The sequence below is a fragment of the Pseudomonas sp. SCB32 genome (assembly GCF_009189165.1).
GTDB lineage: Bacteria > Pseudomonadota > Gammaproteobacteria > Pseudomonadales > Pseudomonadaceae > Pseudomonas.
Genome location: NZ_CP045118.1, coordinates 2,185,424 through 2,208,237, shown reverse-complemented (window position 1 = coordinate 2,208,237; position 22,814 = coordinate 2,185,424). Strand labels below are relative to the sequence as shown.

The following is a 22,814-nucleotide window of genomic DNA, read 5'->3' as shown; positions in this document are numbered from 1 at the left end:
CAGGAGCGGTGTACGATTCTCGATAAAAAAGTGGAAATTGATCAAGGACTTATCTGTCAGACTTGACGCAGGTCGCGTCGGGCTTCACTTTTCCCCCATCGTCAGGGAGTCCCCATGAACCGCAACGACCTCCGCAAGGTTGACCTCAACCTGTTGATCGTTTTCGAGACGCTGATGCACGAGCGCAGCGTGACCCGCGCGGCCGAGAAGCTGTTCCTCGGCCAGCCGGCGATCAGCGCGGCCCTGGCGCGCCTGCGCAGTCTGTTCGACGACCCGCTGTTCGTCCGCACCGGGCGCAGCATGGAGCCCACCGCGCGGGCTCAGGAAATCTTCGGCCACCTCTCCCCGGCGCTGGACTCCATCTCCACCGCCCTGAGCCGCGCCGCCGACTTCGATCCGGCCACCAGCAAGGCGGTGTTCCGCATCGGCCTGTCCGATGACGTGGAGTTCGGCCTGCTGCCACCACTGCTGCGCCGCCTCCGCTCCGAAGCGCCGGGTATCACCCTGGTGGTGCGCCGCGCCAACTACCTGCTGATGCCGCAGCTGCTGTCGTCCGGGGAAATCTCCGTGGGCGTGAGCTACACCGACGAGCTGCCGGCCAACGCCAAGCGCAAGACCCTGCGCCGCAGCACCTGGCGGGTGCTGCGCGCCGACTCGATCCCCGGCGCCCTGACCCTCGACGATTATTGCGCGCGCCCGCACGCGCTGGTGTCCTATGCCGGCGACCTGGACGGCTTCGTCGACCAGACCCTTGCCGAGATGGACCGCAAGCGCCAGGTGGTGCTGGCGGTGCCGCAGTTCGTCGGCCTCGCGCAGCTGCTGGCTGGCACCGACATCCTCGCGACGGTCCCTGAGTACGTGGCGGCGGCGCTGACCGCCAGCGGCGGCGTGCGCGCGGACGAACCGCCCTTCCCTACCCGCCTGGCCGACCTGTCGATGGTCTGGCGCGGTGCCCAGGACAACGACCCGGCCGAACGCTGGCTGCGCTCGCGCATCACCATGTTCGTGGGTGATCCGGACAGTCTCTGACCGGCAACTTCAGATTCGACCTGTAGGAGCGCGCCATGCGCGCGATCGCGGGCATGGCCCGCTCCTACGGGTTTGTGCCGCGCTTCCGGGCAATCCCAGTACCCACCTCTTCTATCGATTCGTGCGCATAGTGCAAAAGCATTTATCACTCCACGTGATAATCAAAATTCGCTCGTTCGATTAGTTCCCAGACGCCCCCGAACGCAGACTCCGCTCCATCAGAAGTCCCAAAACCAATTAGAACGGTGGAGTCTTTTCCATGGAGCGAAATCTCAAAGCCTTGCGTATTCCGTTGGCGCTCGCCGCCGCGCTGGTGCTCAGCGCCTGCGGCAAAGGCCAGGATGCGGCGCAGAACATGGCCGCGCCCAAGGTCAGCGTGGCGGAAGTCATCGAACAGCCCATCAATGAATGGGATGAGTTTACCGGTCGCCTGGAGGCTCCGGAGTCCGTTGAACTGCGTCCGCGCGTCTCCGGCTACATCGACCGCGTGGCCTTCCGCGAAGGCACGCTGGTGAAGAAAGGCGACCTGCTGTTCCAGATCGACCCCCGCCCCTTCGAGGCTGAAGTCCATCGCCTGGAAGCGCAGCTGCAACAGGCCCGCGCCAATCAGACTCGCACCGTCAACGAAGCCGCCCGTGGTGAGCGCCTGCGTGCCACCAATGCCATCTCCGCCGAACTGGCCGACGCCCGCAGCGCCGCCGCCACCGAAGCCAAGGCCGTGGTCGCCGCCACCCAGGCGGAACTGGACAACGCCCGCCTGAACCTGTCGTTCACCCAGGTCACCGCGCCCATCGACGGCCGCGTCTCCCGCGCCGAAGTGACCGCCGGCAACCTGGTGAACAGCGGCCAGACCCTGCTCACCACCCTGGTCTCCACCGACAAGGTCTACGCCTACTTCGACGCCGACGAACGCGTCTACCTCAAGTACGTCGACCTGGCCCGCAAGGGTGGCCCCGACGCCCGTGGCAGCAGCCCGGTGTACCTGGGCCTGACCGGTGAAGACGGCTTCCCCCACGAGGGCAAGCTGGACTTCCTCGACAACCAGGTGAACCCCAAGACCGGCACCATCCGGGGCCGCGCCGTGTTCGACAACGACGCCAACCAGTTCACCCCCGGCCTGTACGCCCGCATCAAGCTGGTTGGCAGCGGCACCTACCCCGCCGCGCTGATCAAGGACGAAGCGGTCGGCACCGACCTGGGCAAGAAGTTCGTGCTGGTGATGGACAAGGACAGCAAGGTGCAATACCGCAGCATCGACCTGGGTCCGAAGCTGGAAGGTCTGCGCATCGTGCGCAATGGCCTGACCAAGGGTGACCGCATCGTGGTCAACGGCCTGCAGCGGGTCCGCCCCGGCGCCCAGGTCGACGCGCAGAATGTCGAGATGGCCAGCCAGGCCACCCTCGCCACCCTCGCCCACCAGCGCCAGGCCCTGGCCCAGAGCGAGGCGCCAAAGGTCGCCGAGAAATCCTCCGCGAAGCCGAGCGCACCGCGCGGCTGACACTTTCCCTGTCTTGAAAGAGTGATGTCCCAGGCCCTGTCCCCCCAGGGCCTTGGGTGACCTTTGTCCCGGGTTTGGCGAACGATGCGTTCGCGACAGGAACCAGCCATGAACTTTTCGCAATTCTTCATCCAGCGGCCGATCTTCGCTGCCGTGCTTTCGCTGATCATCCTGATCGGCGGAGCCATCTCGCTGTTCCAGCTACCGATCAGCGAATACCCCGAAGTGGTGCCGCCCACCGTGGTGGTGCGCGCCAACTTCCCCGGCGCCAACCCCAAGGTGATCGGCGAGACCGTCGCCGCCCCGCTGGAACAGGCCATCACCGGCGTCGAGAACATGCTCTACATGTCCTCGCAGTCCACCGCCGACGGCAAGATGACCCTGACCATCACCTTCGCCCTGGGTACCAACCTGGACAACGCGCAGGTGCAGGTGCAGAACCGCGTGACCCGCACCGAGCCCAAGCTGCCCGAAGAAGTCACCCGCATCGGCATCACCGTCGACAAGGCCTCGCCCGACCTGACCATGGTCGTGCACCTGACCTCGCCGGATAACCGCTACGACATGCTCTACCTGTCCAACTACGCCATCCTCAACATCAAGGACGAGCTGGCGCGTCTGGACGGCGTGGGCGATGTGCAGCTGTTCGGCATGGGCGACTACTCCCTGCGCGTCTGGCTCGACCCGAACAAGATCGCCTCGCGCAACCTGACCGCCAGCGACGTGGTCACCGCCATCCGCGAACAGAACCGCCAGGTCGCCGCCGGCTCCCTCGGCGCGCCGCCCGCGCCGACCGCCACCAGCTTCCAGCTGTCGATCAACACCCAGGGTCGCCTGGTCAACGAGGAAGAGTTCGAGAACATCATCATCCGCAGCGGCCCGGACGGCGAGATCACCCGCCTGAAGGACATCGCCCGCGTCGAGCTCGGCTCCAGCCAGTACGCCCTGCGCTCGCTGCTGGACAACCAGCCGGCGGTCGCCATCCCGATCTTCCAGCGCCCCGGCTCCAACGCCATCGCCATCTCCAACGAGGTGCGCGAGAAGATGGCCGAGCTGAAGAAGAACTTCCCCCAGGGCGTGGACTACTCCATCGTCTATGACCCGACCATCTTCGTCCGCGGTTCCATCGAAGCGGTGGTGCACACCCTGTTCGAAGCCCTGGTGCTGGTCGTGCTGGTGGTGGTGCTGTTCCTGCAGACCTGGCGCGCTTCGATCATCCCGCTGGCCGCCGTACCGGTGTCGCTGATCGGCACCTTCGCGGTGATGCACTTCTTCGGCTTCTCGCTCAACGCGCTCTCGCTGTTCGGCCTGGTACTGGCCATCGGCATCGTGGTGGACGACGCCATCGTGGTGGTGGAAAACGTCGAGAGGAACATCGGGCTGGGACTCACCCCCATCGAGGCCACCAAGCGCGCCATGCGCGAGGTGACCGGGCCGATCATCGCCACCGCCCTGGTGCTGTGCGCCGTGTTCGTGCCGACCGCCTTCATCTCCGGCCTCACCGGGCAGTTCTACCGGCAGTTCGCGCTGACCATCGCCATCTCCACGGTGATCTCCGCGTTCAACTCGCTGACCCTGTCGCCGGCGCTGGCCGCCGTGCTGCTCAAGGGTCACCACGAGCCGAAGGACCGCTTCTCGGTGCTGCTCGACACCCTGCTGGGCAGCTGGCTGTTCCGTCCGTTCAACCGCTTCTTCGACCGCGCCAGCCACGGCTACGTCGGCACCGTCACGCGCGTGCTGCGCGGCAGTTCGATCGCGCTGGTCCTCTATGCGGGACTGATCGGCCTGACCTACCTGGGCTTCTCCAGCACCCCGTCCGGCTTCGTGCCGCAACAGGACAAGCAGTACCTGGTGGCCTTCGCCCAGCTGCCCGACGCGGCCACGCTGGACCGCACGGAAGCTGTGATCAAGCGCATGTCCGACATCGCCAACAAGCACCCGGGCATCGAGCACACCGTGGCCTTCCCGGGCCTGTCGATCAACGGCTTCACCAACAGCCCCAACAGCGGCATCGTCTTCACCCCGCTGAAGGACTTCGACCAGCGTAAAGGCCCGGGCATGTCCGCCAACGAGATCGCCGCCGAGCTGAACAAGGAGTTCGCCGGCATCCAGGACGCCTACATCGCTATCTTCCCGCCGCCGCCGGTACAGGGGTTGGGCACCATCGGCGGCTTCCGCCTGCAGGTGGAAGACCGTGGCAACCTGGGTTACGAGGAGCTGTACAACCAGACCCAGAACATCCTCAACAAGGCCCGCGCGCTGCCGGAACTGAACCCCATGTCGGTGTTCACCAGCTACCAGGTGAACGTGCCGCAGGTGGATGCCGCCATCGACCGCGAGAAGGCCAAGACCCACGGGGTTGCGATCAGCGACATCTTCGACACCCTGCAGGTCTACCTGGGTTCGCTGTACACCAACGACTTCAACCGCTTCGGCCGCACCTACCAGGTGAACGTCCAGGCTGACCAGAAATTCCGCCTGGAGCCCGAGCAGATCGGTCAGCTGAAGGTGCGCAACAACCAGGGCGAGATGGTCCCGCTGGCCACCTTCATCAAGATCAGCGACACCGCAGGTCCTGACCGGGTGATGCACTACAACGGCTTCATCACCGCCGAGATCAACGGCGCCGCCGCACCGGGCTACAGCTCCGGCCAGGCGGAAGCGGCGATCGAGCGACTGCTGAAGCAGGAACTGCCCAACGGCATGACCTACGAGTGGACCGACCTGACCTACCAGCAGATCCTCGCCGGCAACACCGCGGTGTTCGTCTTCCCGCTCTGCGTGCTGCTCGCCTTCCTGGTGCTGGCCGCGCTGTACGAGAGCTGGGGGCTGCCACTGGCGGTGATCCTGATCGTGCCGATGACCCTGCTGTCGGCCATCACCGGGGTGATCCTGTCCGGTGGCGACAACAACATCTTCACCCAGATCGGCCTGATCGTACTGGTGGGCCTGGCGTGCAAGAACGCGATCCTGATCGTCGAGTTCGCCAAGGACAAACAGGATGAAGGCATGGACCGCCTGAGTGCGGTACTGGAAGCCTGCCGCCTGCGTCTGCGCCCGATCCTGATGACCTCCATCGCCTTCATCATGGGCGTGGTGCCCCTGGTGCTGTCGTCCGGCGCCGGTGCCGAAATGCGCCATGCCATGGGTGTCGCGGTGTTCTCCGGGATGCTCGGCGTAACCTTCTTCGGCCTGCTGCTGACCCCGGTCTTCTATGTGCTGATCCGCCGCTTCATGGAAGCCCGCGAAGCGAAGAAACAACAGCGTCTGAGCCATCAGGCCAATAACGAGGCCCACACCGCATGAACGTGAAACTCTTCGTCCCTGCTCTGCTGGCGCTGGCCCTCAGCGCCTGCATGGTCGGCCCCGACTACCAGAAGCCGGACACCGCGCCGGCTCGACTGGACAGCAACGCCCAGGCCAAGGACTACGACCGTAGCCGTTACGAAGACGCCTGGTGGAAGCAGTTCGACGACCCGGTGCTGAGCCAACTGGTCGAACAGGCGCTGAAGGAAAACCGCGAGCTGCGCGTGGCCTATGCCCGCGTGCTGGCCTCGCGGGCGATCCGTGACGACGTTGCCAACGACCGTTTCCCCACCGTCACCAGCAGCGCCTCCGCGCAGATCGGCAAGGGCCAGATTCCGGGGCAGACCAACGACCGGGTCAACCAGGAGCGTTACGACCTGGGCCTGGACATGATCTGGGAAATCGACCTGTTCGGCCGCGTGCGCCGCGAATTGGAATCCGCCGACGCCTTGAGCGAAGCCACGGTGGCCGACCTGCAACAACTGCAGGTCAGCCTGATTGCCGAGCTAGCCGATGCCTACGGGCAACTGCGCGGCGCGCAGCTGCGCGAGAGCATCGCTAAAAGCAACCTGGAGAACCAGCGCGAGTCCCGTGACCTGACCATCCAGCTGCGCGATGCCGGCGTGGGCAACGAACTGGACGTGCAGCGCGCCGAAGCGCGCCTGGCTTCCACCGAAGCCAGCGTGCCGCAACTGCAGGCGGAGGAAGTCCGGCAGAAGAACCGCATCGCCACCCTCCTTGGCCAGCGCCCGGACGCGCTGACCGTGGACCTGTCGCCCAGGCAGTTGCCGGCCATTGCCAAGGCCCTGCCGATCGGCGATCCGGGCGAGCTGCTGCGCCGTCGTCCGGACGTCGCCGCTGCCGAACGCCGCCTGGCCTCCGCCACCGCTGACGTGGGCGTGGCCACCGCCGACCTGTTCCCGAAAGTCAGCCTTGGCGGCTTCCTGGGCTTCACCGCCGGGCGCGGTTCGCAGATCGGCTCCGCTGCCGCCAACGCCTGGAGCGTTTCACCCAGCATCACCTGGGCGGCCTTCGACCTGGGCAGCGTGCGCGCCCGCCTGCGGGCGTCCAAAGCCGACGCCGACGGCGCCCTGGCGACCTACGAGCAGCAGGTGCTACTGGCGCTGGAGGAGTCGTCGAACGCCTTCAGCGACTACGGCAAGCGCCAGCAGCGCCTGGTCTCGCTGGTGCGCCAGTCCGAGGCCAGCCGCAACGCCGCGCAACAGGCCGGCCTGCAGTACCGCGAAGGCACCGTGGACTTTCTCAACCTGCTGGACGCCGAGCGCGAACAACTGGCCGCCGAAGACGCCCAGGCGCTGGCGGAAGTGGATGTCTATCGCGGCATTGTCGCCATCTACAAGGCCCTGGGCGGCGGCTGGCAGCCCTCGGCCTGATTGCTCCTCTCCCGGTCGAGACGACCTCGACCCCTCTGGCCCTGCGGTCTGCGCTCCTGACCGTGGGGCTTTTTTATGGGCGCGCCACCCTGCTCCCACGCCCGAAACATGAAGGCATCCCGGTATTTGTCAGGTGCTAATGCGCTGATCAGTATTTTCCGATAGCAATAGGAAATGCACCGAACAGCCTCAGGCCGCAGACTGACAAAAATGGAAAAGGGAACAGGCCATCATGAGCTACGAACGAAGAGGCGGCAGGCGATGCTCGTCCTCCCATTCAGATGCCGAGTTGCGCAAGGTTCTTGCCGGTGTACGTCGTGGTGCGGCGATCCATCCTGGCCTGAGTGACCTGCTCATTCACCTGGGCTATCTCGAGCGCCGCCCCTGTGGCCTGCATCTGACGCTCAAGGCCTACCGGCTGGTCGGCAGGAAGGCCAAGCCGGCATGAACGGCGTCGCGGCTTGGGCATTCGCCGCCAGGCAGCTATCATCCGCCCGCCCGGCTGCCACGGATCATGCAATTTCGAGCGGCCGCTGGCCTAAACTGCATCTATCGGAACACTGCGACAAGGACACGCCATGGACTCCATCCTCGTCACCATCGCCATCATCGTCTTCGGCATGTTCATGCTGGGGATCGGCTTCACCATCCGCGAACGGGGCGTTGGCGTACTGCTGATGTGGATCGGCGTGCTGAGCATGCTGTCGGTCATTACCTATCGGATCTACCTGGCGACGTCCGTTTAGCGGCGGGCGGCGGCCCTCGCCACGATGAGCCATGGACCAATAACGGAGTTGGTCCACTTCCAGCCGAGGTAGCCCCTTACCCTAGAGGCGGGCTCCGTCCACGATGTTATTGGCCTTCGTGGGGCGCATTCGCTGTCTTGTTCGGTGTTCATGCGCCGCCTCGGTGTGCGCGGGGACTTTTTGTTTCGCCCCCTCGGGCGAGTTACTTTCTCAAACGACAGAAAGTAACCAAAGGTCTTGCCCCTGCATCCGGGTCCGGCTTCGCCGGACTGATTCGCTTCGCTTACCCTACGGGCCAGCCTTCGGCTGTTACTACGCTGCGCTCCGTTTCCCTCGCTCCATCGGAGTTTCAGGGGCACGCGTCGAGGGGCCATCCATGGCCCAACGACGCTCTCGCGACATCCATGTCGCTCAACCCCTGAAACTCCGATTCCACTCGGCCTCCTGAAGGGGCGCTCAGGTGCGCGCGGAAATGTCTCTGGAAATCTTCAAGGGCAAAAGAAGAGCGCCTCGCTCCGAGCTGGCTCTGCTTCCGTAGGAGCGGGCCTTGTCCGCGAAGTCTCACCACTGCACCCACGCTGCAGGATGAACACCCGTAGGGCGAATAACGCGCAGCGTTATCCGCCTTGATGGGTTTCGCTTCGCTCTACGCCATCCTACGAAGAGCACCTCACAGTTGCAGGCGCGCGCAGAGTCCCGTCAGGAGGCCGAGTGGAGGTATTGCGCAGAGGGGCGAGCGGCATGGATGCCGCGAGAGGCGTAAAGGGCCAGGGACGGCCCTTGTACGCCGACCCTCGGAGCGATACCGGAGCGAGGGGAGTCCGGCGAAGCCGGACCCGGATGTCGGGACAAGACCTTTGGTTACTTTGCGTCGTTTGGCAAAGTGACTCGCCCGAGGGGGCGAAACAAAAAACATCCGAACACACCGAGGCGGCGCAGAAACACCGACCAAGACGGCGGATAACGGCAAAGGCGTTATTCGCCCTACGAAGAGCAACAGCATCGCGGACGAAGTCCGCTCCTACAGAACCGCGCCGACGCCACGGGCGCCCTTGGCAACCCGCTGCTGGCCTACCTGCCCATCGCCCGCGCATAGCCCTTGGGCGAGAAGCGCAACGTCACCCCCAGCATCGCCACCACCGACACCGCCAGCAGAATCCAGGAGGCCTGGAAGCTGCCGGTGCTGTCGCGCAGAGCGCCGGTCACGTAGGGAATGATCCCGGTGACGATGAAGCCGATGCCCTGCACGAACGCCGCCAGGCGACCCGCCGCACCCGGATCGGAAAGATGGTCGAGGGTCAGCGTCAGGCTCAGGGCAAAGCAGGAACCCAGGCCATAGCCGATCATCGCCACCCAGATGCCGGAGAGATGCAGGGGCGATGCGATCAGCCCGGCGAAACCGGCCAGCTGGACCAGCAGGCACAGGCTCAGCCAGCCACGGCGATCCAACGAGCCACGACTCAGCAACGGGATGGTCAGCGCGGCGATCACCTGGAAGATGGTCATCAGGCCGATCAGCCCTCCGCTGGCCTGGGCGCTCCAGCCCAGTTGGCGGTAATACACGGGCAGCCAGGCGACCATGCTGGTGTAGCCGCCATTGATCACCCCGAAGTACAGCGCCAGCAGCCAGGCACGACGACTGCCGAAATAGTGCTGCACCGCCTGCCGTGGCGGCGTGGCCACCGGCGTTTCACGCGGGCGCGCGACCGCCCACAGCAGCAGGCCGACTACGGCCAGAAGGAGCCAGGCGCCAAGGCCGTCCTGCCAGCGATGGAAATGCTCCGACACCACCGGCGCCAGCACGGCGGCGCTGCCGCCGCCGGCCATCAGCGATGCCGAATACAGCCCCATGGCCGACGGCACCTTGTGCGGGAACCAGCGCTTGATCACCCCGGGTACGAACGCCTGGATGATCGCCACCCCGGTACCGGCCAGCACGGCGCTGGCGATCAGGGCGAAGCCGCTGTCCAGCAGCAGGCGCCAGAAACAGGCGGCGCCGATGGCCAGCAGGCCGGCGACCACGCCACGGCTTTCCCCCAGGCGCGGGCCAACCCAGGGCAAGGCCAGGGCGAACAGACCCATGCACAGCACCGGCAGCACGGTGAGCATCGAGGCGCCCTGGAACCCCAGTCCGGTAGCGTCACGGATGTCGGTGAGCAAGGGGCCGATGGAGGTGAGGATCGGCCGCAGGTTGATGCCCAGGGCAACGATCACCAGCAGGCCAATCCAGCTGGCGCGGGCGGTTTCGCCCGCGGGTACCGCGATGCTCCGGCTCATTTGCCGTGCGCCTGCCAGCGCGCGTAGAGCCCCTCTTCCCCGACCGGGCGCAAGGGCCGCAGCGGCAGCGCCTGTTGCTGCGGCGGCAGGGTCATCTGCTGGTAGACCTTGGCGGTGGACAGGCCGAACGGCTCGCCCTCGTCGTTCGAATAGGCGAAGTACGCCGCTTCGACGCCGCACAGGTGCATGGCCGCCAGGCACATCGGGCACGGGTGGCCGCTGGCGTAGATCACGCAGCCATCCAGGCGCGGCGTACCGAGCGCGGCGGAGGCCTGCCGGATGGTCAACAGCTCGGCGTGAGCGGTGGGGTCACAGTCCAGGTGAATGGAGTTGGCGGCACGGGCGATCACCTGCCCGTCCTTGACCAGCACGGCGCCGAACGGGCGGCCGCCGGCCTCGATATTGTCGCGGGCCAGTTGCAGGGCCTCGCGCATGAAGTTTTCGTGTTGCATGGCAGCTCTCTTCAATGATTCGGCATGGGCTCAATGCGCGCCGGCGGCTTCCAGCATCCTGGCGATGCTGGTCTGGTTGCGCTGGCGGGCGTGTTGCAGCGGCGTGATGCCGTCGTTGTCGGCCAGGTTCAGGTTCGCCCCGGCGTTGATCAGTCGTTGCACGATGGCCTGGTGGCGCGGGCCGCCATCGCTGAGCAGGATGGCTTCGAGCAGCCCGGTCCAGCCGAGCTTGTTGACGTGGTCCGGATCGACACCCGCGCGCAGCAGGGTGTCCACCACCTCCACGTGGCCGCGCTCGCAGGCCGGGATCAGCGCGGTGCCGCCGTAGCGGTTGGTGCTGCGCAGGTCGGCGCCGTTGGCCAGGGTGAGCTTGAGGATTTCCAGGCGCCCCGCTGCCCCGGCCAGCAGGTAGGCGCTGTCGTGAATGCGGTTCTGTCGATTGACGTCGGCACCGGCGGCGATCAGCAGGCGGGCGACGCCGACGCGGTCCCTGGCGGTGGCCAGGAGCAGCGCCGTGTTGCCCTGGCCGTCGGTGGCATCCACCGGCACGCCGCGCTTGAGCAGCGCCGCCACGTCCTCTTCGCGCCCGGCGCTGGCGGCGCCCAGCAAGGCCTCTACCGCCGCGCGGCTGTGCACGTCCTCGGTCTGGATGGTCGGCGTGTCCATTGGCGCTCCTCTGTCGGCGGTCGTGCCCAGAGGCTGTCGGGGTGACGACACCTGTCGCGTCGCCAGACGAAGCGCGGCCCGTGGCAGGCGCGGCGAAGCGGCAACAGCCTCGAAAAGAATGGCGCTAGTATGACGAAGGGGCATTCTATGTTGAAATTAAATAGAAACATGCCATTCAGTGGGAAACAAAATGCTAGACCCCAACCTCCTGCGCAGCTTCGTGATGGTGGTGGATGCCGGCAACTTCACCCGCGCCGCCGAGCTGCTGCACCTGACCCAATCCACCGTCAGCCAGCAGATCCTGCGGCTGGAACAGAGCCTGGACTGTCGCCTGCTGGATCGCAGCCAGCGCCAGGTGCTGCCCACGGAACAGGGCGAACGCCTGCTCGGCTATGCCCGGCGGATTCTCCAGCTGGGCGGCGAGGCCCGCGAGGCGCTCAGCAGCGAGCACAGCGAAGGCGTGCTGCGCCTGGGGATGCCCGAGGACTTCGCCGGCGAGCGCATGATGCCGCTGCTGGCGGCCTTCAGCGTGGAGCGGCCGCGCTTGCGCCTGGAAGTCTCCAGCGGTCTCAGCCAGGAACTGTTGCGCCAGTACCGCAGCGGCGAACTGGACCTGGCACTGGTCAAGCAATGGGGTGCCGACAGCGACTGCCTGGCGCATTGGCCGGAGCCACTGGCCTGGCTGGACAGCGCCGACAACCCCGCCGCCGCCCGCGATCCCCTGCCGCTGGTGGTGTTCCCGCTCGGCGCGCTGTACCGCCAGGAGATGATTCACGCCCTGGAGGCCAGCGGTCGGCGCTGGCGCATCAGCTATAGCAGCGGCAGCCTGGCCAGTCTGTCGGCGGCGGTAGCCGCGGGGATGGGCGTCAGCCTGCTTCCATTGCGTGGCCGCCACGCCGGGCATCGCCTGCTGGACGCCGCGCAGGGCTTTGCCCCGATCGACGGGTTGGAGCTGGCGCTTTACGCCCGCCCCGAACTGGGCAGTGCAGGCCGCAGCCTGTACGAACAGCTGCGCGGCGTGTGTGCACAGCTGGCCGAGGTCACGCCGTCACGCTGAGGTGATCGATGAACTGTTCGGCGGGCACCGGCTTGCCGAACAGGAACCCCTGCAGCGAATCGCAGCCCAGGCGGGTGAGGAAGTCCTGCTGGCGTGGGGTTTCAACCCCTTCGGCGACGATCCGCAGCTCCAGGGCCTGGCCCAGGGCGACGATGGCCGAGACGATGGCCGCATCATCGCTGTCCTGCTCCAGTTCACGGACGAAGCCACCGTCGATCTTCAACTCATTGGCCGGCAGGCGCTTGAGGTACAGCAGGCTGGAATAGCCGGTGCCGAAATCATCGATGGACAGGTCCACGCCCATCTCCGCCAGCCGGCCGAGGATAGCCAGGCTCGCGTCGGCATCGCGCATTGCCGTGGTCTCGGTGATTTCCAGGGTCAGTCGGTTGGGCGGCAGTTGGTGGCGCCGCAGCGCCCCGGCCACCGAATCCACCAGCCCGGCGTGACAGAACTGCAGCGCCGAGAGGTTCACCGCCACGCGCCAGTCACGATAACCCTGCCCATACCACAGGCTCATCTGCCGGCAGGCTTCGTCCAGCACCCAGTCGCCGATGGGAATGATCATCCCGGTGCGCTCGGCCAGGGCGATGAAGGTATCGGGCATCACCAGGCCACGCTGCGGATGCTGCCAGCGCAGCAAGGCTTCGGCGCCGATCGGCTCGCCACTGGCGGCGAACTTGGGCTGGTAGTGCAGGACGAATTCGCGCCGCTCCAGGGCCGCATGCAGGTCGTGCAGCAACTGCAGATGATTGCGCGCGTTGGTGTTCATCGACTGCTCGAAGTAGCTGTAGCCGTTCTTGCCATTGCCCTTGGCGTGGTACATCGCGGCGTCGGCATTTCGCAGCAGCTCCTGCCGGCTGGCGCCATCGCCGGGATAGAGCGCGATGCCGATGCTGGCGGCGATTCGCAGTTCCTGGCCAGACACCTGGAACGGCTGCGCCAGCAGACTGACCTGCTGGCTGGCGACGGTCATGGCGTCTTCCGGCTCGGCCAGTTCCACCAGCAGGACGAACTCGTCGCCGCCGATACGCGCCACCGTGTCCTCGCTGCGCAGGTTGTCGCGCAGGCGACGGGCGACATCCTTGAGCAGTTGGTCGCCGACATGGTGGCCGAAGGCGTCGTTGACCGGCTTGAAACCATCCAGGTCGAGGAACATCAGCGCGAAATGCCCGCCGCTGCGCTGCACCTTGCCGATCATCCGCTCGATGCGGTCTTCCAGCAGCACGCGGTTGGGCAGGCGCGTCAGGTTGTCGTGCAGGGCCAGCTGGGTGAGTTCCTGGTTGGCCCGCGCCAACGACGAGCTGAGCAGCGCGGTGCGCGACTCCAGGCGCGCATCCAGCACCGAGGTCAGCAGGGCGATACCGATCACCGCCAGGGTGACGACGATGATCAGCACCGCCATCCAGTCACTGCCCAGGCCGCTGGGCGCCGCGCCACAGAAACTGCCGTCGGGGAAACGCGCCGCAGCCATGCCGGTGTAGTGCATGCCAACGATCGCCACGCCCATCACCAGCGCGGCACCGGCCCGTACCAGGCGCACATAGGGTGTGTTGCGGCGAAGACGGAAGGCAATGTGCAGCGCCGCTCCCGAGGCGAGCACGGCGATCAGCAACGACAGGCCCAACAAGAGTGGGTCGTAGTCGATGCCCGGCTGCATGAGCATCGCGTACATCCCCAGGTAATGCATGCCGCTGATTCCGGCGCCCATCAACAGGGCGCCGAGCACCAGCTGCCAGCGCGGCATGCGCTCCTGGCTGACCAGCGCCAGGGCAAACCCGGAACTGAGAATGGCGATCACCAGCGACAGCAGCGTGAGCCGCAGGTCGTAGCCCAGGGCGATGGGCAGACGGAACGCGAGCATGCCGATGAAGTGCATCGACCAGATGCCAATGCCCATCGCCACCCCGCCGCCACCGATCCACAGCAGCGCCGACCAGCCCTTGGCGGTTACGATCCGGCCAGCAAGATCAAGGGCGGTGTAGGACGCCAGGACCGCCACGCAAAGCGATATCAGGACCAGGGAGGGATCGTAACTGCCAATCAACATGGGGACTCTCTAGGCGCGCAGGAAAAGAGCGCGCAAAAGCCCCGGATTTTAGCGAAAACGGTAATGGCACAACAGTGGCGCTGATGTCAGTTCGTCGCTATCTGGGAGGCATCATCCCGGTGCAGACAACCCTGCGCCATCCACGGGCAGGCCCGCGCCCAGAGGAAGCGCTGCTCCTGGCTGCCGTCCGCATCGTAGTAGGCCAGTTGCAGTCGCTCCGGCGTGAAGGCCAGCCGTGCGAAGCCTGGGCGCGCCACGGCGAACGGGGTGTCGTCGGTCGCCGCCTGGGGCTTGAAGCCGTCAATGGACTGCCCGCCGCCGCCGGAGATCAGCCAGGCGGGCTCACCGGGGCGCACCAGCACCTGCTGATTGTGCTCATGTCCCGACAGATAGATGTCCACCCCGCTGCGCTGCATGGCCGGCAGCAGCTGCGCCAGCAACTCCGGGTCTTCGCCATGCTTGCCGCCGCCGCTGCGGATCGCATGGTGGGCCACCACCATCTTCCACACCGGCGCGGGGCCGCTCTTGGCAAAGGCCGCTTGCATGAAGTCCGCCTGGCGCTGGCGGCTGGCAGCGTCCTGGGAGGTGTCGAGGAACACCACACGCAGCAGCGGACGCCCATCGACATCACCGAAATCGCGCGCATAGAAGGGGTCAGGCATCTGCCAGCGGCCGGAGCCGGCGCCCTTGCGCCCGTAGTCCAGCTCGACGGCGGCGGATTCCGGGTAGTCATGGTTACCCAGCACCGCATAGAATGGCACGCGGCTCAGCCAGCTGCCGTGATAGACGCGCTCGAACTTCAGCTGCCAGGTGGGATCGCTGATTCCGGTCAGCCCACGGCCGTAGAAGTTGTCGCCCAGCAGCAGCACCATGTTCAGCCCGCCCTCGCGCTCGGCGACACGCTCCATGCCTCGCGCTACGCGCCATTGCTGGAGATTGCCGGTCCCCTGGTCGCCCAGCGCCAGCAGGGTGACCTGCGAGGTCGGCTGACCGGTCAACGGGGTGTAAGGCGGCGGCGGAACCATCACCATGAAGCCCACCACGCCGCCCACCACCGCGAACAACGCAGCGAGGACTAGCAACAGGATGCGCCGACGACTTCTGCGCGATGAGGGTGAAGCGGTGGGAGTTTGCGGGCGGGTGGACATGGTGGTTCCCTGGAACATGCCGGTTGTAGATCGAAGTGAAGCACCCCGTAGGTTAATTCTGTGTTAAGTCGTCATCGCCTATATCCTGCGGCCATACCCAAAGACTCCGGATACTCCATGCATTCCTATCGCCACCTCGCCCTGCTGCTCGTGCTGGGCGGCCTGCTTTTCTTCATCGCGCTGGGCGGTCACCAGTTGCAAGGTTCCACCGAGCCGCGCGTGGCAGGCATCGCGATGGAGATGTACCTCGATCATGACTGGGTGACCCCACGCCTGAACGGTATGCCCTTCCTGGAAAAACCGCCGCTGAGCCTGTGGCTCGATGTCACCTTCATGCGCCTGTTCGGACCGACCGCGCTGGCCGCGCGCCTGGCCTCGGCGTTCGCCGGGCTGTTCTGCGTCCTGCTGCTCTTCGGCACGCTGAAGCGCGTCGGGCGCCCACCGCTGCCGGCGCTGCTCGCCGGCCTGATGCTGATGACCATGGCGAGCTTCTGGGGCAACGCCCGCCAGGTCGGCGAAGACGCCCTGCTCGCCCTGGGCGTGACACTGGCGCTGCTGTCCTTCATGCAGGCCTGGCTCACGCCACCGGGCAGGCCGGGCCACTGGCTGGCCTTCGCCCTGGGCATCGCGCTCGCCACCCTGAGCAAGGGTGTGCTGGGCCTGGCGCTGCCGGGCGTGGTGATCTTCACCTGCCTGCTCTGGGACACCGTCACCCGGCGCCGCCTGGACATCGCCGCCTGGATCCGTCCGGCGCTGTGGACGCTGCTGGGCCTCGTGCCGCTGTGCATCTGGCTGCTGCTCCTGTACCGCGACGGCGGCATCGCGGCCCTGCAGGAAATCCTCTGGACCAACAGTTTCGGGCGTTTCAGCGGCTCGTTCAGCGACGCCGGCCATATGGAGCCTTTCTACTACTACCTGGCCCACCTGCCCGAAGCCTTCCTGCCATGGAACCTGCTGCTCTACCTGGGCCTCTGGCATTTCCGCAAACGCCTGGCGAGCGAGCGCCACCTGCTGTTCTTCTGCCTCTGGCTGGCGGCGCAATTCACCCTGCTGACGTTCGCCTCGAGCAAGCGCATGGTCTACCTGATGTCGCTCGCCCCAGCGGCGGCGGTGATCTGCGCCGAGTACGGCAGCGAGCTGCTGCAACGCTGGCGTGACCGCCACGCCGACGGTGAACGGCGAGCCCGCGCCACGGTGTTCACCCTGATGGGACTGGTGTCCTGCCTCTACCTGGGCTACGCCCTGTGGGTCGAACCGCGCGCCGACGAAAAGGAATCCTTCCTGCCGCTGACCGAGGCGATTCACCAACAGCAGATGGCCGGCAAGCAGGTCACGCTGTTCCAGCCCAGCGAGCGCCTGGCCGGCGCCGCCGTGTTCTACAGCCGCAGCCGCCTGCCGGCGCTGGACACTCCAGAGCAGTTGATGGCGCAACTCAGCCAGCCGGGCGAACAGGTCGCGCTGCTGGAAAGCGAGACGGTACCGCAGGCGCCCCTGAACGTGGTGCAGCACTACCGCGTCGGCCAACGCGATTACTACTTCGTCAATCACGAGACAGGCGCGCATTGACCTGCCGCCGTACCGAGACCGCCGGGACCGGCTAACCTTGCAGCATCGCCAACGCCGCACAGGAGCCGCTTCCCTTGGCGAAGCACCCGTCGATCCTCAGCCTGCCCTTCCGCCGCCTGGCCAACCCCTACACCCGCTACCGCTACGCCGCCTGGATCCACTGCATCCGGGTCGGCCTGGCGTTACTGGCGTCGATGCTGCTGACCAGCGCGCTGAACCTGCCCCACGGTCTCTGGGCCTCGGTGACGGTACTGGTGGTGATGGGCGGTCTGGTGCACCAGGGCACTATTCGCGGCAAGTCCTATGAACGGGTAGTCGGCACCCTGGTCGGCGCGGCGCTGGGCCTGTGCGTGATCGCCGTGTACGACCAGGCCCGCTCCCAGTTCCTGGCCTACCTGCTGATGTCGGTACTCGGCGCCGCCTCGGCGTTCTTCGCCATCCGCCGCCCCGGCTACGTCGCATTGCTGGCGGGGATCACCCTGTGCATCGTCGCGGGCCCCGGGGAAACCGGCTTCACCGAAGGGCTTTGGCGCTCGGCCAACGTGCTGATCGGCGTCGCCGTCGCCCTGCTCTTCTCGCAGATCTACCCGCTGCGGGCGGTCTACGTCTGGCGCTACCTGCTCTCGGACAACCTGCGGGCCTGCGCGCGCATGTATGGGCAGCTATCGTCCAACCACGACTTCACTCCGGAGCATTTCGCCCGCCAACTGGAAGAGCTGGATCACCGCCTGGTGGCCTCGCGCGCCCACCTGGGACCGGTGGCGCGGGAAACCGGGATGCCGTTGCGCGACCTGGAGATCATCCAGCGCATTCATCGCGCGGTGATGGGCACCCTCGAATCGCTGATCGCCTCGCGCCAGTTCGCCGCCCAGGCTGGCGAGATCGAACCGGTGCCGTCGAGCCTGGACAACCATCGGCAACTGATCGGCCGCCTGCTGCTGCAGTCGGCCCATGCCCTGAAATTCAGCCGCACCAGCAAGCTGGTGCAGGCCTGCCAGGGCCTGGATAACCTCTCCGCGCGCCCGCTCAACCTCACCGACTCCTTCGAGAAGCAGGGCTTCTACTGGCTGACGCTGCGCCTGTACGAACAGGTGGAGATGCTCTCGGAGAAGCTCGCCGCCACGGCACCGCACTGGAACATCCAGAGCCGTGACCGCAACTGAGTGGAGAATGAAACCGGCCCGGCAGCTTGCGCTCCGGGCCAGTGTTCAACGCAGGGCTTGCGACGCGCCGCCAATCAAGCCCCGAAACCGCCGTCGATGGTCAGGCTGGCGCCCGTGATATAGCCGGCTTCCGGGCCGGACAGGTAGGCCACGAAGGCGGCGATCTCTTCCGCGCGGCCATAACGGCCGACCGCCATCAGGTCCATCAGGGATTCTGCGAAGTCGCTGTCTGCCGGGTTCATGTCGGTATCCACCGGGCCGGGCTGCACATTGTTGACGGTGATGCCGCGCGGGCCGAGGTCGCGGGCCAGGCCCTTGGTCAGGCCGACGATGGCCGATTTGCTCATGGCGTAGACCCCGCCACCGGCGAAGGGCATGCGTTCGGCATTGGTGCTGCCGATGGTGATGACCCGGCCACCCTCGCCCATGTGCCGCGCCGCAGCCTGGGTGGCGACGAAGACGCTGCGCACGTTCACCGCGACAGTGCGGTCGAAGTCGTCCAGGCTGAAGTCTTCCAACGGGGCGATGGCCAGCACGCCGGCGTTGTTCACCAGGATATCGATGCGACCGAAACGCTGGGCGGCGCTGTCGATGGCGGCCTGCACGGAAGCGGCGTCGGCGCTGTCGGCCTTGATCGCCATGGCGCGGCCACCGATAGCCTCGATGCTGGCGGCAAGGTCTTCGGCCTTCTGCGCCGAGCTTACGTAGGTGAAGGCCACGGCGGCACCTTCATTGGCCAGGCGCTGCACGATGGCGGCGCCGATGCCGCGGGAACCGCCTTGAACGAAGGCGACTTTGCCACTGAGAGGCAGGGTGGTGGTCATGGTGTGTCTCCAGGATGGGGGGAGTAAGTTCGACGGGGTCAGTTTCCCTTTCGGACTCATTACTCGGTAGCCAGTAATCGCTATATTCAGTCGATACCAAACGTCCGGAATACCGCCCATGGAAAGCCTGATCAGTATCGAATGCTTCGTCCGCAGCGCCGAAGCCGGCAGTTTCGCCGCCGCCGCGCGGCGCCTGGCGCTGACACCGGCGGCGGTGAGCAAGAACGTGGCGCGGCTGGAGAACAACCTGGGCGTGCGGCTGTTCCAGCGTAGTACCCGCAGCCTGACCCTGACCGAAGCGGGTGAGCGATTCCTCGATGAAGCCAGCGGCGGCCTGGCCAGCCTGCAGAGCGCCATCGCCAACCTGGCCAGCACCGACGGCCAGCCCAGCGGGGCGCTGAAAGTGAGCATGGGGCTGGTGTTCGGCCGCGACTACATCCTGCCGCTGCTGCCGGACTTCCTCGAGCGCTACCCGGCGATCCGCCCGGACTGGCACTTCGACAACCGCCAGGTGGACCTGATCGCCGAGGGCTTCGACGCCGCCATCGGCGGCGGCTTCGAACTGCCGCCGGGCGTCGTGGCGCGCAAGCTCTCGCCGGCGCATCTGGTGCTGCTGGCCTCGCCGGCCTATCTCGACGCCCATCCACCCATCCGTTACCCGAGCGACCTGCCCAGCCACGACGGCATCCGCATCCGCTCGCCGCAGACCGGCCGGGTGCGCCCCTGGCCGCTGGTCAACCGCCAGCACGCCCAGGCGCCCATCGCGCTGAAGGAACGCATGACCATGAGCGACCCGGAAGCGGCCTGCTTCGCCGCCCTCAAGGGTCTGGGTGTCACCCTGGTCAGCATGCAGCACGCCCTGCCCTACCTGGACGACGGCCGGCTCCTGCGGGTGCTGCCGGAGTGGTACGTGGATGCCGGCAACACCGCCATCTACTACGCCGCGCAGAAGCTGCTGCCGGCCAAGACCCGCGCCTTCGTCGACCATGTCGTCGATCACTTCCGCGAGACGGGTCTGGGGCAGCGCTTTTCGGCGATCTGAAGCCGCAGGACTCCGAGAAGGGCGCCTAGCCCTTGCTCGCGAACACATGCATGAAGAAAATCCCGCCAGTGCGGGGGCTTTTCATTTCGCGGACGGAGTCAGCTCCTACACGGGCGCAAAGCCATGTACTTCCCTGTGGGAGCGGATTCATCCGCGATGGATTTCGCGGACAAGGTCCGCTCCTACGGGCACCAGTCCAGCGAACGCCGGGCACTTTGTTCTGGCTTTAGCTCTTGGGGACTTCCAGAGGAATATTCGCACGCACCGGAACGCCCCTTCAGGAGGCCGAGTGGAATCGGAGTTTCAGGGGTTGAGCGGCATGGATGCCGCGAGAGCGTCGTCGGGCCAGGGATGGCCCGTCGACGCGGGCCCCTGAAACTTCGATGGAGCGAGGGAATTTTTCGCCTAAGCGAAAAACCGGATGCAGGGGCAAGACCTTTTGGTTCCTTTTGTGAGGGCGGCTATCCGACGTTTAACAAAAGGGACTCGCCCGAGGGGGCGAAACAAAAGCTTTCAGCGCACGCCGAAGCGGCGCAGAAACGCCAAACTCCAAAACGGCGCATAACGCTTGAGGCGCTATGCGCCCTACACCTGATTCATCGCGAAAGCAAAAGCCCCGTCAGTTCGGGGCTTTTTCAATGAGACAGCGATCAGCCGCAGTTGACCTGCTGCACCACCTGATGGTCATCGACGTCGATGTTCAGGCGTTGGGAGTTGTACTCCATGGTGATCGGCTGGTGCGGACGCAGCACCCGCGCCACGCTGGCGCCGGCATCGCGGCGGGCCTGCTCAGCCAGGGTCGGATCGATGGTCTTGCCGATCAACGCCTGCACGGCCTTGGCGTCACAGCTTGCGGACTGCGCCGACGGCGTTTGCGAAGCAGGCGAGGCGGCATCGGTCGAAGCGTCCTTGGAGCTGCAACCGGCCAGCGCGGCCACGGCGAAAAGCGACAACAGGGTCACTCGGTTCAAGGGCATGGAAAGTCTCCCTGATGATGAGTTCTTGAAAGCTTGAAAAGCGTGAGGGCGCCACCTTACCAGCATGAGGCGCCAGGCGGGGCACTGAAGTATTGCAACCTGATGCATGGAACGCCCGGCGCAGAGCCGCGCCGCGCCTTTTACACAACCTTTACACAGGGCGGCCTTACCAATCGGCGCGGGCGGATGTCTTATGGATAACGGGCACCATGCCGGTTCCCCAGGAGGTACATCATGCTTCGCCGTCTCCCCCAGTTCGCCGTACTCTGCGGTTGCCTGGCCCTCGCCGGACAGGCAGCGGCCAACAGCAACAGCGATGCCGCCGCCATCGGCGCGGTAGTCGGTGCCGTGGTCGGCGGGGCGATCGTCGCCGGGTCATCGCCGGCACCCTACTATGCGCCGCCTCCACCCGCGTATTACCCGCCGCCCCCGGTGGCGTACTACCCGCCACCGCCGCCGGTGTACTACCAGCCGGTTCCGGTGTACCAGCCGGTCTACCGTCCGGTCGTGGTGGTGCCAGGGCCACGCTACTACGGCCCACGCTACTACGCGCCCCGCTACTACGGGCCCGGCTACTACGGCCCGCCGGGGCACTATCGCCACTGGTAACTTGCACAGGCCCCGCTTCACGCGGGGCCTTTCGTTTCTGCTCCCGCGCCCGTAATGCCCCCGGATAAGGCGCTAGCCCTGGCGGCCGGTCCCCGCTCGCTTGTCCATGAAGAGATTGCCGGCCAGTTCCTCGAACAGAGTCACCACCGCGCGCAATGCGCGACAGTCCGGGCGCGTCAGCAGCCAGAGGTGGGTGCTGCACCCCGGCAACTCGCCCTCCAGCACCCGCAGGCCGTCGTCGGGCCGCAGCAGGAACGCGGGAAGCGCCGCCAGCCCCAGGCCCGCGCGGCACAGGTCGTGCACCGTGAGCATGCTGTTGCAGCGGTACGCCGGAATTACCGCCGGGAACGCCTGGCGGCGCCAGGCGACGCTGGAGTGGTCGGGCAGGAAATCGTCCGGCGCGATCCAGCTCATGTCCTGCCAGGGCCGCTTGCCCTGTTCGGCGAGGTAATCGCGGTGCGCGCAAAGGACGTAATGCACATTGCCCAGGCTGCGTCCGACCAGATGCTCCGGGGGCGAACTGGTCAGGCGCAGGGCGATGTCGGCATCACGGCGGCTGAGGTTGGCGAAGGCATTGGAGGTGGTCAGCTCCAGGTTCAGCGCCGGGTATCGTTTCATGAAGCGCGCCAGCGCCGGCAGCAGCAGGCCTTGCAGCACAGTGTCGGAGCAGGTCAGGCGCACGGTGCCGCTGAGCACGTCGAGCCCCTGCTCCAGGCTCAACCGGGCGGCCTCCAGCGCCTGCTCGGCCAGTTCCGCCTGATTGGCGAGCTGCTGGGCGGTGGCGGTCGGCAGGTAGCCATGCCGGCCCTTTTCGAACAGCGCGGTGCCCAGGGCCTTCTCCAGCCGGCGTATGGCGCGGAATACCGTGGAGACATCCACGTCCAGCAACTCAGCCGCACGGGCCAGGCTGCCGCCGCGCACCAGCGCCAGCACGAGGGCGAGATCGGCGTATTCAAGACGATATTGCATAGACGCACTCCGGGATTGCACGGCCGCCAATTTTGGTTGCGCAA

At 66.3% G+C, this 22,814-nt stretch carries 19 protein-coding genes; 11 read left to right on the top strand and 8 right to left on the bottom strand.

Annotated elements, in window-relative coordinates:
* Positions 1-114: 114 nt before the first annotated feature.
* From GA645_RS10395 to GA645_RS28780, 6 genes are all read left to right on the top strand, one after another.
* Positions 115-1,029, top strand: a complete 915-nt coding sequence (locus GA645_RS10395) for a LysR family transcriptional regulator (protein ID WP_152222405.1) — start codon at positions 115-117, stop codon at positions 1,027-1,029.
* 259 nt (positions 1,030-1,288) lie between these two features.
* A complete protein-coding gene (gene mexE / locus GA645_RS10390) occupies positions 1,289-2,527 on the top strand; it encodes a multidrug efflux RND transporter periplasmic adaptor subunit MexE (protein WP_152222403.1) in 1,239 nt (412 codons plus the stop codon).
* Positions 2,528-2,635: 108 nt separating this feature from the next.
* Positions 2,636-5,833 (top strand): efflux RND transporter permease subunit, encoded by a 3,198-nt coding sequence (locus GA645_RS10385; protein WP_152222401.1) that lies wholly within the window; start codon positions 2,636-2,638, stop codon positions 5,831-5,833.
* The gene (locus GA645_RS10380) at positions 5,830-7,227 is read left to right on the top strand and encodes an efflux transporter outer membrane subunit (protein ID WP_152222399.1); all 1,398 of its coding nucleotides are present in this window, start codon (positions 5,830-5,832) and stop codon (positions 7,225-7,227) included. Before GA645_RS10385 ends, GA645_RS10380 begins: the two co-directional genes overlap by 4 nt.
* Before the next feature lie 232 nt (positions 7,228-7,459).
* Positions 7,460-7,675: a hypothetical protein gene (locus GA645_RS10375; RefSeq protein WP_152222397.1), complete on the top strand. Its 216-nt coding sequence runs from the start codon at positions 7,460-7,462 to the stop codon at positions 7,673-7,675.
* 130 nt (positions 7,676-7,805) lie between these two features.
* A complete protein-coding gene (locus tag GA645_RS28780; protein WP_178119515.1) occupies positions 7,806-7,973 on the top strand; it encodes a hypothetical protein in 168 nt (55 codons plus the stop codon).
* Positions 7,974-9,044: 1,071 nt separating this feature from the next.
* Here the strand turns inward: GA645_RS28780 and GA645_RS10370 are convergent.
* From GA645_RS10370 to GA645_RS10360, 3 genes are read right to left on the bottom strand one after another with little or no spacing between them, the layout of a single operon-like run.
* A complete protein-coding gene (locus tag GA645_RS10370) occupies positions 9,045-10,250 on the bottom strand; it encodes a CynX/NimT family MFS transporter (protein WP_152222396.1) in 1,206 nt (401 codons plus the stop codon).
* Positions 10,247-10,702, bottom strand: coding sequence for a nucleoside deaminase (locus tag GA645_RS10365; RefSeq protein WP_152222394.1), 456 nt, complete (start codon positions 10,700-10,702; stop codon positions 10,247-10,249). Before GA645_RS10365 ends, GA645_RS10370 begins: the two co-directional genes overlap by 4 nt.
* Positions 10,703-10,732: 30 nt before the next feature.
* The gene (locus tag GA645_RS10360) at positions 10,733-11,368 is read right to left on the bottom strand and encodes an ankyrin repeat domain-containing protein (protein ID WP_152222392.1); all 636 of its coding nucleotides are present in this window, start codon (positions 11,366-11,368) and stop codon (positions 10,733-10,735) included.
* Positions 11,369-11,558: 190 nt separating this feature from the next.
* On the opposite strand from GA645_RS10360, the gene GA645_RS10355 reads away from it, so the two are divergent.
* Positions 11,559-12,425, top strand: a complete 867-nt coding sequence (locus GA645_RS10355; RefSeq protein WP_152222390.1) for a LysR family transcriptional regulator — start codon at positions 11,559-11,561, stop codon at positions 12,423-12,425.
* On the opposite strand, the gene GA645_RS10350 is transcribed toward GA645_RS10355, so the two are convergent.
* Complete coding sequence (locus GA645_RS10350) at positions 12,409-14,472, bottom strand: bifunctional diguanylate cyclase/phosphodiesterase (RefSeq protein ID WP_152222388.1); 2,064 nt, start codon at positions 14,470-14,472, stop codon at positions 12,409-12,411. The two genes, GA645_RS10355 and GA645_RS10350, sit on opposite strands and share 17 nt — an antisense overlap.
* 86 nt (positions 14,473-14,558) lie before the next feature.
* The gene (locus GA645_RS10345) at positions 14,559-15,554 is read right to left on the bottom strand and encodes a metallophosphoesterase (RefSeq protein ID WP_256676131.1); all 996 of its coding nucleotides are present in this window, start codon (positions 15,552-15,554) and stop codon (positions 14,559-14,561) included.
* Positions 15,555-15,737: 183 nt separating this feature from the next.
* Between GA645_RS10345 and GA645_RS10340 the strand changes: the two genes are divergently transcribed.
* Both GA645_RS10340 and GA645_RS10335 read left to right on the top strand, forming a co-directional pair.
* The gene (locus GA645_RS10340; RefSeq protein ID WP_152222386.1) at positions 15,738-17,186 is read left to right on the top strand and encodes a glycosyltransferase family 39 protein; all 1,449 of its coding nucleotides are present in this window, start codon (positions 15,738-15,740) and stop codon (positions 17,184-17,186) included.
* Positions 17,187-17,260: 74 nt separating this feature from the next.
* Positions 17,261-18,349, top strand: a complete 1,089-nt coding sequence (locus GA645_RS10335; protein ID WP_152222384.1) for an FUSC family protein — start codon at positions 17,261-17,263, stop codon at positions 18,347-18,349.
* 74 nt (positions 18,350-18,423) lie between these two features.
* On the opposite strand, the gene GA645_RS10330 is transcribed toward GA645_RS10335, so the two are convergent.
* Positions 18,424-19,173, bottom strand: a complete 750-nt coding sequence (locus tag GA645_RS10330; RefSeq protein ID WP_152222382.1) for a 3-oxoacyl-ACP reductase family protein — start codon at positions 19,171-19,173, stop codon at positions 18,424-18,426.
* A 118-nt stretch (positions 19,174-19,291) separates the two neighbouring features.
* Here GA645_RS10330 and GA645_RS10325 point away from each other — a divergent pair, with 118 nt between their 5' ends.
* Positions 19,292-20,215 (top strand): LysR family transcriptional regulator, encoded by a 924-nt coding sequence (locus tag GA645_RS10325; RefSeq protein WP_152222380.1) that lies wholly within the window; start codon positions 19,292-19,294, stop codon positions 20,213-20,215.
* A gap of 650 nt (positions 20,216-20,865) precedes the next feature.
* On the opposite strand, the gene GA645_RS10320 is transcribed toward GA645_RS10325, so the two are convergent.
* Complete coding sequence (locus GA645_RS10320) at positions 20,866-21,192, bottom strand: I78 family peptidase inhibitor (protein ID WP_152222379.1); 327 nt, start codon at positions 21,190-21,192, stop codon at positions 20,866-20,868.
* 234 nt (positions 21,193-21,426) lie between these two features.
* On the opposite strand from GA645_RS10320, the gene GA645_RS10315 reads away from it, so the two are divergent.
* Positions 21,427-21,801 carry a hypothetical protein gene (locus GA645_RS10315; protein WP_152222377.1) on the top strand — a complete coding sequence of 125 codons (375 nt, stop codon included), beginning with the start codon at positions 21,427-21,429 and terminating at the stop codon, positions 21,799-21,801.
* A gap of 72 nt (positions 21,802-21,873) precedes the next feature.
* On the opposite strand, the gene GA645_RS10310 is transcribed toward GA645_RS10315, so the two are convergent.
* Complete coding sequence (locus GA645_RS10310; RefSeq protein ID WP_256676130.1) at positions 21,874-22,791, bottom strand: LysR family transcriptional regulator; 918 nt, start codon at positions 22,789-22,791, stop codon at positions 21,874-21,876.
* Positions 22,792-22,814: the final 23 nt, after the last annotated feature.

What these genes read in the sequence shown, in the direction of transcription:
- GA645_RS10395 (WP_152222405.1), top strand. Translation starts at nt 115, where the DNA reads ATGAACCGCAACGACCTCCGCAAGGTTGACCTCAACCTGTTGATCGTT.
- mexE (WP_152222403.1), top strand. Translation starts at nt 1,289, where the DNA reads ATGGAGCGAAATCTCAAAGCCTTGCGTATTCCGTTGGCGCTCGCCGCC.
- GA645_RS10385 (WP_152222401.1), top strand. Translation starts at nt 2,636, where the DNA reads ATGAACTTTTCGCAATTCTTCATCCAGCGGCCGATCTTCGCTGCCGTG.
- GA645_RS10380 (WP_152222399.1), top strand. Translation starts at nt 5,830, where the DNA reads ATGAACGTGAAACTCTTCGTCCCTGCTCTGCTGGCGCTGGCCCTCAGC.
- GA645_RS10375 (WP_152222397.1), top strand. Translation starts at nt 7,460, where the DNA reads ATGAGCTACGAACGAAGAGGCGGCAGGCGATGCTCGTCCTCCCATTCA.
- GA645_RS28780 (WP_178119515.1), top strand. Translation starts at nt 7,806, where the DNA reads ATGGACTCCATCCTCGTCACCATCGCCATCATCGTCTTCGGCATGTTC.
- GA645_RS10370 (WP_152222396.1), bottom strand. Translation starts at nt 10,250, where the DNA reads ATGAGCCGGAGCATCGCGGTACCCGCGGGCGAAACCGCCCGCGCCAGC.
- GA645_RS10365 (WP_152222394.1), bottom strand. Translation starts at nt 10,702, where the DNA reads ATGCAACACGAAAACTTCATGCGCGAGGCCCTGCAACTGGCCCGCGAC.
- GA645_RS10360 (WP_152222392.1), bottom strand. Translation starts at nt 11,368, where the DNA reads ATGGACACGCCGACCATCCAGACCGAGGACGTGCACAGCCGCGCGGCG.
- GA645_RS10355 (WP_152222390.1), top strand. Translation starts at nt 11,559, where the DNA reads ATGCTAGACCCCAACCTCCTGCGCAGCTTCGTGATGGTGGTGGATGCC.
- GA645_RS10350 (WP_152222388.1), bottom strand. Translation starts at nt 14,472, where the DNA reads ATGTTGATTGGCAGTTACGATCCCTCCCTGGTCCTGATATCGCTTTGC.
- GA645_RS10340 (WP_152222386.1), top strand. Translation starts at nt 15,738, where the DNA reads ATGCATTCCTATCGCCACCTCGCCCTGCTGCTCGTGCTGGGCGGCCTG.
- GA645_RS10330 (WP_152222382.1), bottom strand. Translation starts at nt 19,173, where the DNA reads ATGACCACCACCCTGCCTCTCAGTGGCAAAGTCGCCTTCGTTCAAGGC.
- GA645_RS10325 (WP_152222380.1), top strand. Translation starts at nt 19,292, where the DNA reads ATGGAAAGCCTGATCAGTATCGAATGCTTCGTCCGCAGCGCCGAAGCC.
- GA645_RS10320 (WP_152222379.1), bottom strand. Translation starts at nt 21,192, where the DNA reads ATGCCCTTGAACCGAGTGACCCTGTTGTCGCTTTTCGCCGTGGCCGCG.
- GA645_RS10315 (WP_152222377.1), top strand. Translation starts at nt 21,427, where the DNA reads ATGCTTCGCCGTCTCCCCCAGTTCGCCGTACTCTGCGGTTGCCTGGCC.